This window comes from Kocuria sp. JC486, from assembly GCF_011602805.1.
Classification (GTDB): Bacteria; Actinomycetota; Actinomycetes; order Actinomycetales; family Micrococcaceae; genus Kocuria; species Kocuria soli.
Map to the genome: position 1 here is coordinate 1 of NZ_JAAOZS010000031.1, position 16,624 is coordinate 16,624.

14 protein-coding genes and 1 pseudogene are annotated in these 16,624 nt (G+C 69.6%); 11 read left to right on the forward strand and 4 right to left on the reverse strand.

What is annotated here, in order from left to right; all coding sequences use genetic code 11:
- The 9 genes and pseudogenes from GWK18_RS12015 to GWK18_RS12055 all read left to right on the forward strand — a co-directional run.
- Positions 1-127, forward strand: a pseudogene (locus tag GWK18_RS12015) (IS3 family transposase); the annotation flags it as partial.
- Positions 128-286: 159 nt separating this feature from the next.
- Positions 287-610 carry an NADH-quinone oxidoreductase subunit A gene (locus GWK18_RS12020; RefSeq protein WP_245193300.1) on the forward strand — a complete coding sequence of 108 codons (324 nt, stop codon included), beginning with the start codon at positions 287-289 and terminating at the stop codon, positions 608-610.
- Positions 601-1,782 carry a hypothetical protein gene (locus GWK18_RS13250; protein ID WP_233568835.1) on the forward strand — a complete coding sequence of 394 codons (1,182 nt, stop codon included), beginning with the start codon at positions 601-603 and terminating at the stop codon, positions 1,780-1,782. The genes GWK18_RS12020 and GWK18_RS13250 overlap by 10 nt, the downstream gene beginning before the upstream one ends.
- Positions 1,775-2,710: a complex I subunit 1 family protein gene (locus GWK18_RS12030; protein ID WP_123825764.1), complete on the forward strand. Its 936-nt coding sequence runs from the start codon at positions 1,775-1,777 to the stop codon at positions 2,708-2,710. The genes GWK18_RS13250 and GWK18_RS12030 overlap by 8 nt, the downstream gene beginning before the upstream one ends.
- Positions 2,711-2,714: 4 nt before the next feature.
- On the forward strand, positions 2,715-3,278 hold the full coding sequence (locus GWK18_RS12035; protein WP_123825766.1) for an NADH-quinone oxidoreductase subunit J: 564 nt from the start codon (positions 2,715-2,717) through the stop codon (positions 3,276-3,278).
- Positions 3,275-3,577: an NADH-quinone oxidoreductase subunit K gene (locus tag GWK18_RS12040; RefSeq protein ID WP_166835521.1), complete on the forward strand. Its 303-nt coding sequence runs from the start codon at positions 3,275-3,277 to the stop codon at positions 3,575-3,577. The genes GWK18_RS12035 and GWK18_RS12040 overlap by 4 nt, the downstream gene beginning before the upstream one ends.
- Positions 3,574-5,487 (forward strand): proton-conducting transporter membrane subunit, encoded by a 1,914-nt coding sequence (locus GWK18_RS12045; protein WP_123825770.1) that lies wholly within the window; start codon positions 3,574-3,576, stop codon positions 5,485-5,487. Before GWK18_RS12040 ends, GWK18_RS12045 begins: the two co-directional genes overlap by 4 nt.
- Positions 5,484-6,980, forward strand: coding sequence for an NADH-quinone oxidoreductase subunit M (locus GWK18_RS12050; RefSeq protein ID WP_245193302.1), 1,497 nt, complete (start codon positions 5,484-5,486; stop codon positions 6,978-6,980). Before GWK18_RS12045 ends, GWK18_RS12050 begins: the two co-directional genes overlap by 4 nt.
- Before the next feature lie 16 nt (positions 6,981-6,996).
- Positions 6,997-8,427: a proton-conducting transporter membrane subunit gene (locus tag GWK18_RS12055; RefSeq protein ID WP_233568836.1), complete on the forward strand. Its 1,431-nt coding sequence runs from the start codon at positions 6,997-6,999 to the stop codon at positions 8,425-8,427.
- Positions 8,428-8,942: 515 nt separating this feature from the next.
- Here the strand turns inward: GWK18_RS12055 and GWK18_RS12060 are convergent.
- The 4 genes from GWK18_RS12060 to GWK18_RS12075 form a co-directional block, all read right to left on the reverse strand.
- The gene (locus tag GWK18_RS12060) at positions 8,943-9,593 is read right to left on the reverse strand and encodes a YdhK family protein (protein WP_233568837.1); all 651 of its coding nucleotides are present in this window, start codon (positions 9,591-9,593) and stop codon (positions 8,943-8,945) included.
- Positions 9,594-9,716: 123 nt separating this feature from the next.
- Complete coding sequence (locus GWK18_RS12065; protein WP_166835523.1) at positions 9,717-11,846, reverse strand: copper-translocating P-type ATPase; 2,130 nt, start codon at positions 11,844-11,846, stop codon at positions 9,717-9,719.
- Between the two features lie 321 nt (positions 11,847-12,167).
- Positions 12,168-13,034 (reverse strand): F510_1955 family glycosylhydrolase, encoded by an 867-nt coding sequence (locus GWK18_RS12070; protein ID WP_123825776.1) that lies wholly within the window; start codon positions 13,032-13,034, stop codon positions 12,168-12,170.
- A complete protein-coding gene (locus GWK18_RS12075; protein ID WP_123825778.1) occupies positions 13,034-14,527 on the reverse strand; it encodes a multicopper oxidase family protein in 1,494 nt (497 codons plus the stop codon). The genes GWK18_RS12070 and GWK18_RS12075 overlap by 1 nt, the downstream gene beginning before the upstream one ends.
- A gap of 159 nt (positions 14,528-14,686) precedes the next feature.
- On the opposite strand from GWK18_RS12075, the gene GWK18_RS12080 reads away from it, so the two are divergent.
- Complete coding sequence (locus GWK18_RS12080; protein ID WP_123825780.1) at positions 14,687-15,397, forward strand: response regulator transcription factor; 711 nt, start codon at positions 14,687-14,689, stop codon at positions 15,395-15,397.
- Positions 15,394-16,539 (forward strand): ATP-binding protein, encoded by a 1,146-nt coding sequence (locus tag GWK18_RS12085; protein WP_123825782.1) that lies wholly within the window; start codon positions 15,394-15,396, stop codon positions 16,537-16,539. The genes GWK18_RS12080 and GWK18_RS12085 overlap by 4 nt, the downstream gene beginning before the upstream one ends.
- The last annotated feature ends 85 nt before the right edge of the window (positions 16,540-16,624 follow it).

Genomic DNA, 16,624 nt, shown 5'->3' on the forward strand with positions numbered 1-16,624 from the left:
GCGTCTGGCCATCGTGGTCTGGATCGGGCGGAAGTATCACCGGCAGCGAGCGCAGGACACGCTCGGCGGGTTGACGCCCATCGAGTTCGAAGCGAAACTAACCGAGCCGCTCACACTCGCGGCCTAAACCGAATCTGTCATCAGTTCGTTCCTCACGCCCACGCTCCTAAAGAGCAGGGAATACTTAGCCGGGGTATGTTGGGGCTCGGGCGAGTTGCTCCTGGCAGTCGTTCGGACAAGTTCCCCCCCCGATTGGAGGACCGCCATGTATTCGGGGCTGGTGTCTATGGCGTTGGTGGCTATGCTCGTCGTGGTGTTTCTCTATGCCCTGCACCGGCGCACTGCCGTTGCGGCTCGTCTGATCGTCTCTCTGCCCTTCCAATCCGGCTGGATCCCGCATGAGCACGCTCTCTCCCGGTTCCACGTCCGGTGGTACTTGGCTTCTCTGGTGTTTCTTGCCTTCGACGTCGAGATGTTGTTCATGTACCCATGGGCGGTGGTTGTGCTCGAGAAGGGCGCCTCCGCGGTGGCAGAGATGTTCCTGTTCCTGGGTGCCCTGCTCGTCGCCGTGCTGTGGGCGTGGAGGGAAGGAGCCTTCCGATGGGTCTGACCGACGCCCTGGCCAGGTATGCCCTTCGCGCTACCCATGTTCTCGTGGTCGAGGTGCCCGGCGAGTGGCGGACCCGTGTCGGATTGGAACAGCAGATGCTGCGCCGAGGCTGGCGCCCCGCCTGGACACCAGCAGACGCGGACGTGCTTGCCGTGTGCGGCATCCCGGGCCCCGCGCTGGCTGAGAACGTGGGTCAGCTTTGGGAGCAGATGCCCGGCCCGCGTGTGCGCGCCGACATCGGCTCTCTCTCCCACGTGAGCTCCGCCCTCGACGACGCTGCCACCTTGCTGCTCGACACCCCGCACCATCGGGCGGACGCCCAGAACCGACCAGAGAGACCTCAGCTCCCCGAGCCCCACGGCCAAAGTGACGACGACGGCATGGATCACGGCGGCCACGGCCATCACGGGGAGCACCAGAGCGCAGATCACAGCGACATGGGCCATGGTGGCCACGACGGCATGGACCACGGCGGGCATGGTGGGATCGACATGGCCCCGGAAGGGATCCCACTCGCGACAGGAGGTCAGGACCGCGACGGCCTCGAGATGGATGTTCTTCATCTGCCGTGGGGTCCTGTGCTGCCGTTCTGGCCGGCCGGCCTGGTATTACGTTGCGCGTTGCAGGGTGATGTCGTAGTCGAGGCGGGGGCGTCCGTCATTGACGATGCGCACCACCATGGGCCCGGCGAGGGACACCCCGCGCAAGCGCCGTGGGCTGCGGTGCGATGCGACAACGCCATGGCCTTGTTGGCACTGGCCGGGGCCGAGGACGTTGCCGTCCGTGCGCGCCGGGCTCGGGATGCGCTGCTCGACGGTAATGGGGATGCTGCACGAGACGCCGTCACACGGCTGCACCGGGCAGTGCGGCGGTCCCGGTTGCTGCGCTGGTCTTTGCGAGGCGTGCTGCCGCTCACGGCGTCCGACCTGGAAGATCACGGCCTGCCAATGTCCTGCCTCGGGGACGCCCACGACCGCCTGGTGTCGCTCGTAGAGCGGGTGCGGGCCCAGGTGCATGACCGTGGCCCGATGAATCCGTCCGGGACAGGTGCGGTGGTCTGGGACGAGCTCCCGCACTTGATGACGGGACTGGAGCTGGCGACTGTGCGCTTGGCGGTGGCCAGTCTTGACCTGGACCCGCTCCCGGGTGCCCGGGAGGTGGCCCGTGCCTGAGGCCGTGGTGATGACCGTGCCCGGTTACTGGGCTGTCCTGGCAGCTGTGCTGCTGGGCGGTCTGGCCGTGTTTGCGGCTGCCCTGGACGCTGGTCTGTCCGACCGGGCGCAGGGCCTCGGCGGTGGCTGGGGGGCGCCTTTGGCCGGCACCGCCCGACTGCTGCGCCAGCGGCGGCGCACCACAGTGGCCGCTGACGCCGTGCTGTGGCGGGTTGGGAACGCTGGGATGCTGATGGGTGCGCTGCTGATGGTGGCTGTGGTGCCCCTGGGATGGTGGGCCCTGGCAGATCTCGATGTGGGCGTGGTGTGGTTCAACGCGGTCGACGTCATGGTCTGGGCACTGGTGTGGTTAGCGGGCTGGGGAGCGAATTCGACCCACAGCCTGGTGGGCGGCTACCGGTTCCTGGCCCACGGGCTGGCCTACGAGCTGCCGCTGATGTTCGCCCTGGTGGCCCCGGCGATCGCGGCCGGTAGCCTGAGCGTCGGGGACGTCGTCGCGGCCCAGGAGGGGCTGTGGTTCGTGGTGTGGATGCCGGTGGCGTTCGTGGTCTTTCTCGTGGGTGTCACGGGTTTTTCCGTGTGGGGGCCGTCCGCCCCGGCTCTGGGCGCTGACATCGCCGGCGGGGTGCTATCCGAGCTTTCGGGGGTGGACCGCCTCGTCTTCCTGGCCGGGCGCTATGCGTTCCTGGCCGCGGGTGCTGCGTTCTCAGTGCCGCTGTTCCTGGGCGGGGGCGCCGGCCCGGTGCTGCCGGGCTGGGCGTGGTCGCTGGTGAAGACCGCGGCGGTGCTGGGCGTGCTGGTGTGGTTGCGACGGAAGCTGCCCGCGCTCCGGCCGGACCGCTTCATGGAGATCGGGTGGGTGGTGATGTTGCCGGCCGCGCTCCTGCAGGACCTGGTCGTTGCTCTCATCGTCGTGGGGAAGGCCTGAGATCATGCTGATCGGTATCGCGTTCTGGGTGCTGGCCGTGGTGGCGGTGGCCGCCGGGGTGGCCGTGTTCGTGGTGGACTCGATGGCCCGGGCCACCTATGCCCTGGCACTGTCCTTCATTGCTGTAGGGGTGCAGATCCTGCTGCTGGGCCAGAGCTATCTGGGGGTCATCACGATCTTGATGATGGTGATGGAGATGGCGGTGATGGCCGTGTACATGGTGATGTTCATGGGCATGAACCCGGCGCTGATGCCCATGGACATGACGCACGGGAAGAAGACCGCCATCGGCGCCTCCGCCGGTGTCTTCGTGCTCCTGGCCGCCGGAGCGCTGTTGATCCCGTGGCCGGAACGACGCGGGGTCCCGCCCGAGGACGTCACCGCCGCCCTGGGTCTGGAGATCATGGGGGAGAAGATGCTGGTCATGGCGGTGATCGGCCCCGTCATGGTGGCCACGATCGTGGCCGGGGTGGTGTTGGCCGCCCACCGCAGCCGCTACGACCGGTTCGGCGACGACCTGCGCCGGCGCCCTGCGGACGATCCTCAGGCCGGGGGTGTGGGTCGATGACGCTCCAGACCGTGCTGGTCGTGGCCGCCGCGCTGTTCGCGGTGGGCCTCTACGGGGCGCTGTCCCAGCAGGTGGTGGTGATGGTGATGATGGGCCTGGAGCTAATGCTCAATGGGGTGCTGCTGGCCGCGGCCGGGTTCTGGTGGTTCTTGGCCCCGGACCCGTCCGGGCAGGTGCTGCTGTTGGTGGTGCTGGCGGCGATGACCGTAGAGATGGCTATGGGCTTTGCCGTGGCCACGCTGGTGCACCGTCGTCGGCGCACCGACATGACCGACATGGCTGAGGACCTCGCCCGATGACCGGGGGGCAGGCGGCCCTACTGGCGATGGTGGTGCTCCCCGCTGTGGTCGGCGCCGGACTGTCTTTATCCCGCCGGGCCGAGGCAGCATCGGCACCCATCGCGGTGGCTACTGCCGTGCTGACCACCGCCCTGGGGGTCGTGGCTGCCCTGGCACGCCCGACGCTGGCGGTCCCGTTCGTGGCGGGGGCCGAGTTCGCCCTGGAGGTCGACGCCCTCGCCGCGCTGATCGTACCGATGGTCACCACGGTGACCCTTCTGGTGCTGGTCTTTGCCGCCGGAAACATCCGGTCCTCCCGGGCGCGGTTCCACGGGTTGATGCTGGTCTTCGCCGCCGCGGCGCTGACTACCGCGGCGGCAGCGAGCCTGCCGGCGTTGCTGTTCGCCTGGGAGATCATGGGGGCGACCTCCTACGCCCTGATCGGCTTCTGGTGGCGGGAGCCCCACCGGGTTTCCGCGGGGCTGACCGCCTTTATCACCACCCGCACCGCCGACCTCGGCCTCTACGTGGCGGCGGGGGCGGCACTGGCCGGTGGGGCCGGCATGGCCCTGGCCGACCTGCCGGATGCCGCCGCCCCATGGCGGGATGTGCTCGCCGCCGGGATCTTGGTGGCGGCCTTGGGCAAGGCCGCGCAGTTACCGTTCTCTTTCTGGCTGTCCGGGGCGATGAACGGTCCCAGCCCGGTGAGCGCGCTGCTGCATTCGGCGGCGATGGTGGCGATGGGCGGCTACCTGCTGTTGCGCATGCAGCCGTTGCTGGCCGCGACCGGGTGGGCCGGTCCGGCGGCGGCCTGGATCGGGGTGGTCACCGCGGTACTGCTGGGGGCCGTGGCCTTGGCACAGCGGGAGCTCAAGCAACTGTTGGCCGCCTCCACGGTCGCCCAGATGGGTTTCGTGGTGCTGGCCGCCGGTGTGGGCGCCGTCAGTGGGGGCACGGCCCATCTGGTGGCCCACGCGGCGACCAAGGCGCTGTTGTTCCTGGCGGCCGGGGCGTGGCTGAGCGCATTGGGCACCGAGAAGCTCCATCGGCTGCGGGGGGTGGCCCGTCGCTGGCGGCTGGTGGGCGTCACCGCCACCGTCGGGGCGCTGGCCCTGGCCGGGATCGCCCCGCTGTCGCTGTGGGCGACCAAGGACGCTGTGCTGGCCGGGGCGCTGGAGGCCTCCCCGTGGCTCTATGCCGCCGGACTCCTGGCGGCAGCCCTGTCGGCGGCCTATGCGGGCAAGGCCCTGTGGACGGTCTGGCGACGCGGCGTGCCGGTGCAGGCGCAGCAGGGCGGCACCGGAAAGGTGGGGGTGCTGGAGCAGGCCCCGCTGGTGGTGCTCGCCGTCGGGGCGGCGGTGCTGGGTGTGCTGGCCCTGCCGCCGCTCGGCCCGGTGCTCGCTGAGGCGCTGGGCGGCCACGGCGGGGTGTCCCCGCTGGGGCTGCTGGTCTCGGCCGGGCTCGCCCTGGCCGTGCTGCTAGCCCTGCTGCACTGGCGTGCCCCCGAGCCGGGGTGGGCTCTGCACTGGCTGGGCCTGGAGGCCGCCGCGCACGCCGTGGTCGTCCGCCCCGCCTTCACCGTGGCACACGCCCTGGCGCGGTTCGACGACCATGTGCTCGACCGCGCCGTGCACGCCGTGGCCGGGGCCGTGCCCAGGATCGCCCGGGCAGCTGCACAGGTCGACGATCGGGTCCTCGACCCTGGGATCGAGACCACTGCGGCCGCCGCCGAGGCCACTGGGCGCGCCGCCGCCCAGATCGACGACGCCGGGATCGACGCCACCGTCGAGGGTGTGGCCGCCCGGATCCGCCGGCTCGGACAGCTGGCCCGTGCCCCGCAGACCGGGGCGATCCACCAGTACCTCTTCCAGGCCGTCGCGGTCCTCGCGATCGGCGTCGCCGCCTACTCCGTCTATGCCGTGATGGGATGAGCATGCTCAGTACGATCGTCTTCCTGCCCCTGGCGGCCGCCGCCGTCCTGGCCGCGGTCCCCGCGATCCGGCCCGCCGCCGCTCGCTGGATCTGGGTCACGGTGAGCGTGGCCGAACTGGTGCTCATCGGTGTGCTCTGGGCCAACTACGAGACGCCGGGGGCGAACGAGTTGGCGTTCGAAGAGCAGATGCCCTGGATCCCGGGGGTGGGCAGCAGCTATCACGTGGGCGTGGACGGTCTGTCGTTGCCGTTGCTGGCGATGACCGCGGTGGTCTTTTTGGCCTGCGCCGTCTACGCCTTCCGGGACAACGACCGGCCCCGGGCGCAGGCGGCCCTGTTCCTGTTCCTGCAGGGCGTGAGTCTGGGTGTGTTCGTGGCGGCCGATCTCATCCTGTTCTTCGTCTTCTTCGACCTCTCCATCGTGGGCATGTACTTCGTGATCGCCGGGTGGGGGCACGGCAGCTCCGCCCGTTCGGCCCTGAAATTCTTCCTCTACACGTTCCTGGGCTCCCTTTCCCTGCTGCTGGGTTTCATCGGGCTCTACGTGGCCTCCACCCCGCACACCTTTGACATCCCGGAGCTGGTCGCGGCCACCCCGCTGGACGGGAACCCGCTGGCCGGAGGCTTGGTGCTGGCAGCGATCCTGGTGGGTCTGGCCGTGAAGACCCCCACCGTGCCCTTCCACACCTGGTTGCCGCCCGCGCACACGGACGCCCCGGCCACCGGATCGGCGGTACTGGCCGCGGTGCTGCTGAAAATGGGGACCTACGGGTTCGTGCGCATCGCCATGCCGATGCTGCCGGAGGCCTGGCGGGCGTGGGCATGGGTGATCGTGGCCGTCGGTGTGGTCTCGGTGCTGTACGGGGCGTTCGTGGCTCTGGCCCAGACGAACCTCAAGCGCATGATCGCCTACACCTCGGTTAACCACATGGGCTACATCGTCCTCGCCCTCGGGGCCGTTGGGCTGGTGGTCGACGATGCCGCCCAGGCTCGTTCCGTGGCGGTGACCGGCGCGGTCACCCAGATGGTCAGCCACGGGCTGATCACCGCCGCGCTCTTCCTGCTGGCCGGGGTGATGCAGAAGAGGGCGGGCACCTACGACATGGGTTCCTACGGTGGGCTGGCCGGCCCGGCCCCGCGTTACGCGGCCCTGTTCGCGATCGGGGCCTTCGCATCCCTGGGCCTGCCGGGGTTCTCGGGGTTCATCGCGGAGTTCCAGATCTTCGCCGGCAGTGTGGCCGTCGCCCCAGTCACCGCGATCGCGCTGCTGGGCATCCTCGTCACCGCCGCTCTGTTCCTGCGGGCCCTGCAACGGGTCTTCACCGGACCCACGGAGGGTCGATCCGCCGGATTCGCCGACGTCCGCGCTGAAGAGCTGTGGTCGGTGGTCCCATTGCTGGGTCTATCGGTGCTCATCGGCGTGCTGCCCCGGGTGCTGCTCGATGTGCTCGGGCCGGCCTCGGCGGCGCTGGTCGGCCTGGTGGGGAGGTAGTTCGGTGGAGGCCGGGATGTCCGGGATGCAGATGCGGCCCGAGCTGCTGCTGCCAGAGATCATCGTCTTCGTCGGCGGTCTCGTGGTGCTCCTAGGGGGGTCCTTCCTGCCCCGGGATCGACAGTGGATCGCCCGAGTCCTCGCCGCCGCCGTCCTGCTGGGCGCTACAGGGGCCGCCACGCTTGCCATGGCCGGTTCGACACAGGCCGCGTTCAGTGGCACCTTCGCCGTGGACATCGCCACCAATGCCGCCCGGGTAATCGCCGCTTTCACGACCCTGCTGGTCCTGGGTGTGGCCGCCGGCGAGATCGGCGGCTCCGCCCGGGAGTCCGACACCTACGCGCTATTGCTGTTCGCGACCACCGGGGTCATGGTGCTCGCCGGGGCCACCGACCTGGTGGTGCTGATCGTCGGGTTCCTGCTGGCGAGCATCCCGCTCTACGGGATCGTTGGGCTGGGGGGTGGGGCCGCCGGGGCGGAGGCGGCCCTGAAGACCTACTTGCTGGGCGCGCTCTCCGGGATCCTGCTGATGCTCGGGGTCACCGTGCTCTACGCACTGGCCGGCAGCACAGACTATGCCGCGCTCCGGGAGGCGCTTCCCGCCGCACCGGGCGCAGCCGTGGGGGCCGGTGTGCTGGGTGTGCTTGCGGGCCTGCTCTTCAAGGCCGGCGGGGCGCCCCTACACTTCTGGGTGCCCGACGCCGCCCAGGGTGCCGGGGTCACCGCCGCTACCTTCCTCACCACTGTGCCCAAGGTCGGGGCGATGGTGGCCGTGTACCGGCTCGTGGCCATGCTGCCCGACGGCGACGGGACCTGGCTGCTCATCGCCGCGCTGCTGGCCACCGCCTCAATGTTGCTGGGCAACCTGGCCGCCTACTGGCAAGCCGACCCCCGCCGACTGCTGGGCTGGTCTACGGTCAGCCAGGTCGGCTTCCTGCTGGTGCCCGTGGCCGCCGCCGGGCGCAGTGACCTGGCCCTGCCCTCGCTGCTGTTCTACCTCGCCGCCTACGCGGTCACCAACGTCGCGGCCTTCGCTGTCACGGCCGCCCTGCCCCGGCATCGTGAACTTGGCTCATACCGGGGTCTGGCCCGGTCCCGACCGGGCCTGGCACTGGCGCTGCTTGTGGCGCTGCTGGGACTGGTAGGTACCCCACCGCTGGGGGTGTTCGTCGGCAAGCTCACCACGGCCTCGGCCGCCTGGGATGGTGGTTACACATGGCTGGCACTGATGGTGATGCTCAACAGCGCGCTCAGCCTGTTCTACTACCTGCGCTGGTTCGGCCCAGTCTTCGCCCACCCAGCCGAGGACTCCCCGGGCTTCCCGCCACGCGGCGGGACCGCCGCCTGGCCGGCGGCCACCGCCGGCGTCGCCGCCACCGTGAGCCTGGCCCTGGGTATCCTGGCCGGCCTCCTGTGGGCGGCGCTCGACGGTCCCTTGTTGCCGTAAACCAGATGACGGCCTGCTCCGGCGCCACCGAACCCGGAAAAATCACGCGCCCTCACCCTCACCCGGGGCTGGAATGGGCCACCGAGGTCAGGCCCGCGGGGCGGGTCCGCGCTCAGCGGCGTCGGGCCCGGGAGACCACGTTCACCAGCGCGCTCTGACCAGCGTCGGCTGGACCATCGGCCTTACCGCCCCGCGGGGTGAGCCGGGGCTTTCGCCAGGGGCGGCCTCGACGCCGCAGGACCCTTCCTCGACGTTCCTGACCGCGTGTCTGCCGAACTCGTTGCGCATCGCCGAGAGCATTCTCATGATCGAGTACGACCAGGTCCTTCGGGTACGTCTCCAGCATCGAGCTCACGTGATGAGACATGGTCTCGCTCCGTCTGCCGACCCGAACGGAGCGGGTTGGTAGGCCCCAACCCGCTCCGTTGACCGTAGACAGCGACCGGCGAGAAGCGGAAGGGCGAAGCCATGAAGAGTTCGTGAAGACGCGCGGGCCGGGACGCCGTCCCTCGCGCTTACTCGGCGGGCTGGAGCTCGCTCTCGACGAACCACTTGTGGTTGGTCATCTCCATGCCATCGATCGTGGTATCGACCATGTACACGGTCTCCTGCGTGGAGCTCTCGATCGTCGCCTCCGCGCCGTCCATGCCGGGCATGTGATCGGCATTCAGGACGACCTCGGTGCCCGCCGGAAGCGGCGCCTCACCGGGATCCTCCAGCTCCTCGTGCACGACCCACTTGTGGTCGACGACGGGCTCGCCGCCATCCGTGGGCGTGTAGCTCACCGAGTAGGCCGTCGTGTCGAAGGCACCGGTGATCGTGGCCTCCGATCCGGCCATGCCGGGCATGTGATCGGCGGTGAGGACCACCGTCGAGTCGACCGGGTAGGTGGGTTCGGGCGCGGTCTCGATGCCCTCGGGCGGGGGCCCACCCTCGGGGTTGTGCCCGGCCATACCCCCGGAGCCATGATCCATGCCCATGCCCATGTCCATGCCCGATGACTCGGACGGCGTGGCCGGCGCAGCCGCCGCCTCGGATGCCGTCTGCGTGGGTGCGGGTTGTGCCTCGTCCTGCTCGGCGGTGCCTCCGCAGGCGGTCAGCGCGAGCATGCTCGCGGCCGCGGCCGCGGTGGCGGTGATGCCGGTGGTCCAGCTGGACTTCTTCATCTCGTCTCCTTCATTGATGCTGCTTCGTTGCTGTTCCTTCAGGCGCGGATCGCCCGAAAGCCTCGGTGCCGGCCCGATGAGAACAGGCGGGCGAAGTGTTGAGGGCCATGGTGACGGGCCGGGTCAGGTCTGGTTCCTTGCCCATTCGGCCGCCCCTTCCGCGGTGAGGTCGAGGCCGCGCAGCGTCTGCGCGTTGAACGCGACCACCACCGTGGAGGCGCCCATGAGCAGCGCGCCGACGGCCATGGGCATGACGAACCCGATCGGGGCCAGCACGCCGGCTGCCAGCGGCACCGAGATCAGGTTGTAGCCGGCAGCCCACCACAGGTTCTGCACCATCTTGCGGTATGAGGCGCGTGAGAGCCGCACGACCGAGACCACCGCGCGCGGATCCTCGGAGGCGAGGATGATCCCGGCCGAGGCGATCGCGACATCGGTGCCGGCACCGATGGCGAGCCCGACATCGGCCTGGGCCAGAGCCGGAGCATCGTTCACACCGTCGCCGACCATCGCGACCCTCTTGCCCTGTTCCTGCAGCTGGCGGACCCGGGCGTTCTTCTCCTCGGGGCGGACCTGGGCCTCGATGCGGTCGATGCCCAGGTCGCGGCCGACGGCCTCGGCGACGTTGCGGGCATCGCCGGTCAGCATCGCGGTCTCGATCCCCAGCCGGTGCAGGGCTTCGATCGTCTCGCGGGCCGCGGGGCGGACCTCGTCGGCCAAGGCCAGGGCCCCGGCAACGCGGCCCTCGACGAGGACGTGCAGGACGATCCGCCCGTCCTGATCCCATGCATCGGTAGGCAGCGGCTGCGCGCCGGCCTGGCTGAGCAGCGCGGGGCCGCCGACGCGGATCTCGGTGCCCTCGACCGTGGCCGAGACGCCGACCGCGGTCGCGCTGTCGTGGCCGGTGGCCCGCGGCACGTCCAGGCCGCGGTCCTGTGCGGCGGTCACGATCGCCCGCGCCAGGGGGTGCTGGCTCTGCGCCTCGGTCGCGGCTGCCAGGGCCACGAGACGGTTCTCATCCATCCCCGCCGGGGCGTTCGGTGCCAGCGCCACGCCCAGCAGAGCGGGCTCACCGCGGGTGAGGGTGCCGGTCTTGTCGAACACGACGGTGTCGATGCTGCGCATCCCCTCGAGGGCCTGGCGGTCCGAGACGAGGATGCCCTGGCGGGCGGCCCGTCCGGTCGAGATCGAGACGACCAGCGGGATCGCAAGCCCCAGGGCGTGGGGACAGGCGATGACCAGGACGGTGACGACACGGACCAGCGCCATGCCGGGTGTGCCGAGGATCGCCCACACGACGGCAGTGATCGCGGCCGCGATGAGGGCGAACCAGAACAGCAGGTTCGCCGCCTTGTCCGCCAGGCGCTGGGCCCGGGTCGAGGAGGACTGCGCGTCCTCGACCAGACGCCGGATACCGGCCAGCGCCGTGTTCTCGCCGATCTCGGTGACCTCGAGCGTCAAGGGCCGATCGGTGGCCACAGTGCCGGCCACGACCCGGGCTCCCGCACCGCGCGTGACGGGCACCGACTCACCGGTGACCATGGACTCGTCGATATCGGCCTCGCCCTCGACCACTTCACCATCGGCGGGGATGCGCCCGCCCGGGCGCACGAGCACGCGGTCACCGACGGCAAGGTCCGAGGGCGCGACCGTGCGCGTCGAACCGTCAGGGTCAACCACCTCGGCCTCGTCGGGCAGCAGGGCCGCGAGCTCATCGAGCGCACTCGAGGTGCGGGCCAGCGACGCCATCTCGACCCAGTGGCCCAGCAGCATGATCACGACCAGCAGCGCCAGCTCCCACCAGAACTCCAGGTCCGGTGGCAGCAGCCCGAGGTGGCTGCCCCAGGATGCGAAGAACGCCACCGAGATGCCCAGGGCGATCAGGGTCATCATGCCGGGCTTGCGCTGCCGAAGCTCGTCGACCGCGCCCGTCAGGAACGGACGCCCGCCCCAGACGTAGAGCACGGTGCCGAGGATCACGGGGACCCAGGTGATCAGGGCGTTGTCCGGCAGCCGGTAGCCCAGCAGGTGCGCGAAGCTGCCGCTGAGCAGGATCGTGGGGATCGAGATGATTAGGGAGATCCAGAACAGGCGACGGAACATGGCCACATGGTCATGCCCGCCATGACCTCCGTGGTCGCCGTGTCCCTGGTGGCCCGAGTGCTCGTCCTGGGAATCATGGGGGTGTTCGGGGGTGGGGGCCTCGTGCAAGGGCGAGGTCCCACCCTGGTGGTGGGGATGTGGATCCGTCATCGTTGCCTCCTTCATCCCAACAATACCCCCCGGGGGTATGTTTGGCGAGGGGTTTCCCGGGAAGCTGTAATGCTTCCTATCCCCGCTCCGGCCAGCAGGGCGGGCAGGTAGTGGATGGCGGTCAACCCGATCAGAGCCAACTCCCGTGCTGCGTCGATGCCGCTCAGCCGCTTCCGCGATATGGCCGCGCCTTCGGCGCTCACCACCGGGCCAGCCCCCTGATGCGCAGAGGCCTCGCTCATGATCGTCTCCCTGATGTTGTCTTGTTGCGTCGGGCCCACCCTGCGGGTGTCAACCCTGGTCAGCTCGCAGTGCCGGTTATCACAACAGCTGCTGGGTGATCGCTCCCCCGTCCACCGTGCGCAGCACCTGGTTGTCTGCCATTAACAGCGCTTCCACGTCCCCGTCATCGGTGCGGCTGGCGCCCAGGGCGGTGACCTCCCCGATAGGTTCTTGGCTGGAGGTCCAGCTCGCCCCGGCATCGGTGCTGGTCAGCAGGCGCCCGTCGATCCCGGCGGCGACGATGGTGCGGTCATCGGCCCAGGCCACCAACGAGGCCAGCTGGGGGGTGTTCAAGGGGGACCAGCTGGCGCCGTCGTCGGTGGAGCGCAGCACGCCGTTTTCCGTGGTGGCCAGCACCACGCCCGATTCCGGGGACACGGCCAGGGAGGCCGGGGCGGAGGGGATGGAGCGCGTCTGCCAGGTGCGCCCGTCGGGGCTGAACCGAAGCTGCCCGTCGAAGACGACGATCCCGGCGGGGCCGGCAGCCAGGGCGTGGAAATCCGATTCCCCGCCGCGAGAGAGCACGCTCCAGCTCTGCCCGCCGTCGGTGGACTCGGCCAGCCCCAATGGCTCGGGTAGGTCCACACCCGGGCCGGGGTGGCCTGAGGCCAGGTAGCGGCCGTCGGCGGCGATGGTGAAGCCCATCAGATCCACGATGGGCCCGGCCCTGGTCAGGTCCCCGTCCTCGAGACGGTAGAGGCCTTCGTGGGTGGCCAGCAGCACGACCCCGTCGTCCGGGGCGCGCGTGATGGCATGAACATGGGTGATCGCCGTGGCCCCGCCGGCGCCCTCACCGGAGGGGGCTGATGTGGAGGTGTCCGGCTGCGGGGAGCAGGCTGCGACCGCCAGCCCGGTTCCTGTGACCAGGCCTAAGCTGAGGAGAGCCCGTCGGGGCATCAGGGTCATTAGCGATACCTCATCTCGATCATCATTCCGGCCTCGCCGTGGTAGAGGTTGTGGCAGTGGACCATCCAATTCCCGGGGTTGTCGGCTTGCAGTTGCAGGGCCAGGGATTGCATCGGGGCGAGCATGACCGTGTCTTTGCGCAATCCGTTGGGCAGGGCGAAGGTGTGGCCGTGGACGTGCAGCGGGTGGGGCATCATGGTCTGGTTGGTCGCGTCCAGCTGGACGCGTTGGCCTTCTCGGATCATCAGTGGATCGTTCTTGCCGTAGGGGGCGCCGTTGAACCCCCACTGGTACGGGTCCATCTGTCCGGTCATCGCCATAGGCAGGGCCACGTCGATGTCTCGGGTTTCCAACCGGGCGGTCTCGGCCGGTTCCAGGTCGGCGCCGATCAAGGCCGGGCAACGCAGTTCCTTCGGGGTCACCGTCGGGGCTGGGGCGGCGCCGGGGCCGGTGCGGATCAAGGCCAGGGCTTGGCCGTCCTTGCCCATGGGGGCGGCCACGAACGGGAAGACCCCGTCGGCCAGGGTGACGGTGGCGTCGTAGCGTTCACCCATCCCGATGGCCAGCGCGTCCGTCTCCTGCGGCTTCACGGGGAACCCGTCGGTGTGTGTCACCTCCATGCGGTGCCCGTCCAGAGCGACGGTGAAGATGGTGTCGGCGGCGGCGTTGATGATCCGCAGCCGCACCCGGTCCCCCGGTTTGGCGGCCAGCACATCCGGGGCCTCCGGCACCTTGCCGTTGATCAGGTAGTGCGGGTAGGTGACGTCCCCAGCGTCCTGGCCGTAGGGCGAGTCTCCACCGCCCATCATTGCTCCGTGATCCATACCGCCCATGGCCTCCGGGGAGCTCATGTCCATGTCCCCGTGGCCCATTCCGGCCATGCCTCCGTGGCCGGCCTCGTTCCCACTGGAGGAGGTGAGCATCTGGAGCACTTCCTCGGGAGTGCGTCCCGTGCCGTCGAGCCAGTCATCGAGCACGAGCACCCATTCGTGGTCATAGCGCCCTGGTTCTCTGGGGTCGTCGATGATCAGCGGGGCGTACAGAGCCCGGTCCAGTTGGACCCCGACGTGGGGGTGGTAGAAGTAGGTCCCCGGATCCGGTGCGGTGAAGTCGTAGGTGTAGGTGCTCCCGGCGGCGATCGGGTCCTGGGTCAGCCCTGGCACTCCGTCGGCGGCGGCTTCCAGGGCGATGCCATGCCAGTGCACGGTGGTCTCAGCCGGCAACTGGTTCTCAACGGTGATCCGCAGCCGATCCCCGGCCGTGGCCCGGATCAATGGTCCGGGGACCGTGTCACCGTAGGCCCACGTATCGACCGGCAGGCCTCCCAGGTCCAGGGTCGCCGGCTGTGCGACAAGCTTTTTCTCCACCAGGGCCCGGCCGGGACGTGACGGTGCCGCGGAGGAACCCATGGCAGGTGCACCCCCTGCCAGGACACCAGCACTGAGCAGGCCGAAGCCACCAGTCATCAACCGTCTGCGGGAAACCTGAGTCATGATTCCTTTCCGAGGCACAGCAGGGCACGAACGACGACCACCATTCTGGATCCGGGCGCGGGCACAATGACTGGGTTTTTCTTGAAGATTCAGCGAAGACTGCGGAGAGTCAGCGCTCTTGCGGTGACCCGGCCACAGCGTGGGGGCCACACTGGAGGCATGAACCCTGGCACCGATTCCGCGACCCTTCCGGGACGGGTGCTCGTGGTCGACGATGAGAAGCCCCTGGCGCAGATGATCGCGACCTATCTCGTCCGCGCCGGCTACACCGTGGGCCAGGCCCACACCGGTCCCGCCGCCCTTGAAGCAGCCCGAAGCCAGCACCCGGACGTGGTGGTCCTGGATCTGGGACTGCCAGGACTGGACGGGATCGAGGTGTGCCGCGCCCTTCGGTCCTTCTCCGAGTGCTATGTGCTCATGCTCACCGCCCGTGGGGACGAGGACGACAAGCTGGCCGGACTGGAGGTGGGGGCCGATGACTACATCACCAAACCCTTCAGCGTGCGCGAACTCGTCGCCCGGGTCCATGCCGTGCTGCGCCGCCCGCGCACCGTCGCCGTTCGAGAGGCACCACGGGTCTTCGGGGACCTGGCCATCGACCTCGCCGCCCACGAGGCCCGGGTGGCCGGAGACGCTGTCGCGTTGACGCGCACCGAGTTCGACCTCCTGGCAACCCTCTCGGCCGGCCCCGGGCGGGCCTACTCCCGCCGTCAGCTCATCGACATCGTGTGGGATCCGTCCTGGGTGGGCGACGAGCGGATCGTGGACGTGCACATCGGACATCTGCGCCGCAAGCTCATGGACGCACAACCCGATCTTGATTGCATCAGCACAGTCCGCGGTGTCGGTTACCGGATGGCAAGCCGATGAGCGGGCACCGCCCACGGGGGTTGGCCTCCCGGTTCTTCCTGGCTCAGGCCATCGTGGTGATCGCCAGTATCCTTGCCGCGGTCCTCGCCGCATCCTTGGCCGGCCCGGCGATCTTCCACGAACACCTGCTGCGCGCTGGGGCCGGACAGGGTGCCACCCAGCTGATGCATGTGGAACAGGCTTACCGCGACACCAACCTCTGGACCCTGGGGGTGGCCCTGGCCACTGCCCTGGTGTGCGCGCTGGGTGTCACGTGGTTGTTCACCCGCCGCCTCCAGCGCCCGATCGACGCGCTCGCCCAGGCGGCCCAGGCTATGGCCCGCGGTCGCTTTGACACCCGGGTCCCCGCGATGGGCGCCGGCGCGGAGGTGGATGCCCTGGCCGGGGCGTTCAACACCATGGCCGCCCAGTTGGAGCGCACCGAGGACACCCGCCGACGGATGCTCTCCGACCTGGCCCATGAGATGCGCACCCCCATCTCTGTGCTCACCGTGTACCTGGAGGCGCTTCAGGACGGGGTCGCGCACTGGGACGCGACCACCAGCGAGCTCATGGGGGATCAGCTGGCCCGACTCACCCGGTTGGTGGAGGACATCCACGACGTCTCCCGCGCGGAGGAGGGCCGCATCGTCCTGGAGCGCGCCGAACAACCCGTGGTCGAGCTGGTGCGCGCAGCCGCTGAGACCCACCGGGAGGCCTACGCCGCCGAAGGCGTGGCCCTGAACGTCGACGTCGGCGAGGCCGCCGGGGACATCTCGGCCGACCGGCAGCGCATGGGCCAGGTGCTGGGCAATCTGCTCTCCAACGCCCTGCGCCACACCCCACCCGGCGGACAGGTCACGCTCAGCGCCATCCGACAGGTCCCAGGGCGGGTGGCCATCCGTGTCGCCGACACCGGCGACGGCATCAGCCCCGAGCAGCTGCCCCACCTCTTCGAACGCTTCTACCGCGGCGACACCGCCCGCGACCGCGACCACGGTGGCTCCGGGATCGGGCTGACCATCTCCAAGGCCCTGACCGAAGCCCATGGCGGACGCCTCACCGCCGCCTCCCCCGGTGTCGGGCAGGGCGCGGTCTTCACCGTGGAACTACCCACCCATCATCGGACCGGGCCATCCCCGACTACGGAAATCGCACGATGACCCCCGCCTCTAGTTGTACTTCCCCGGCAGGTTGTGAACACGCGGGGTAGATGAAGGCCTCCGGGCAAGATGTGGGTTACCACAC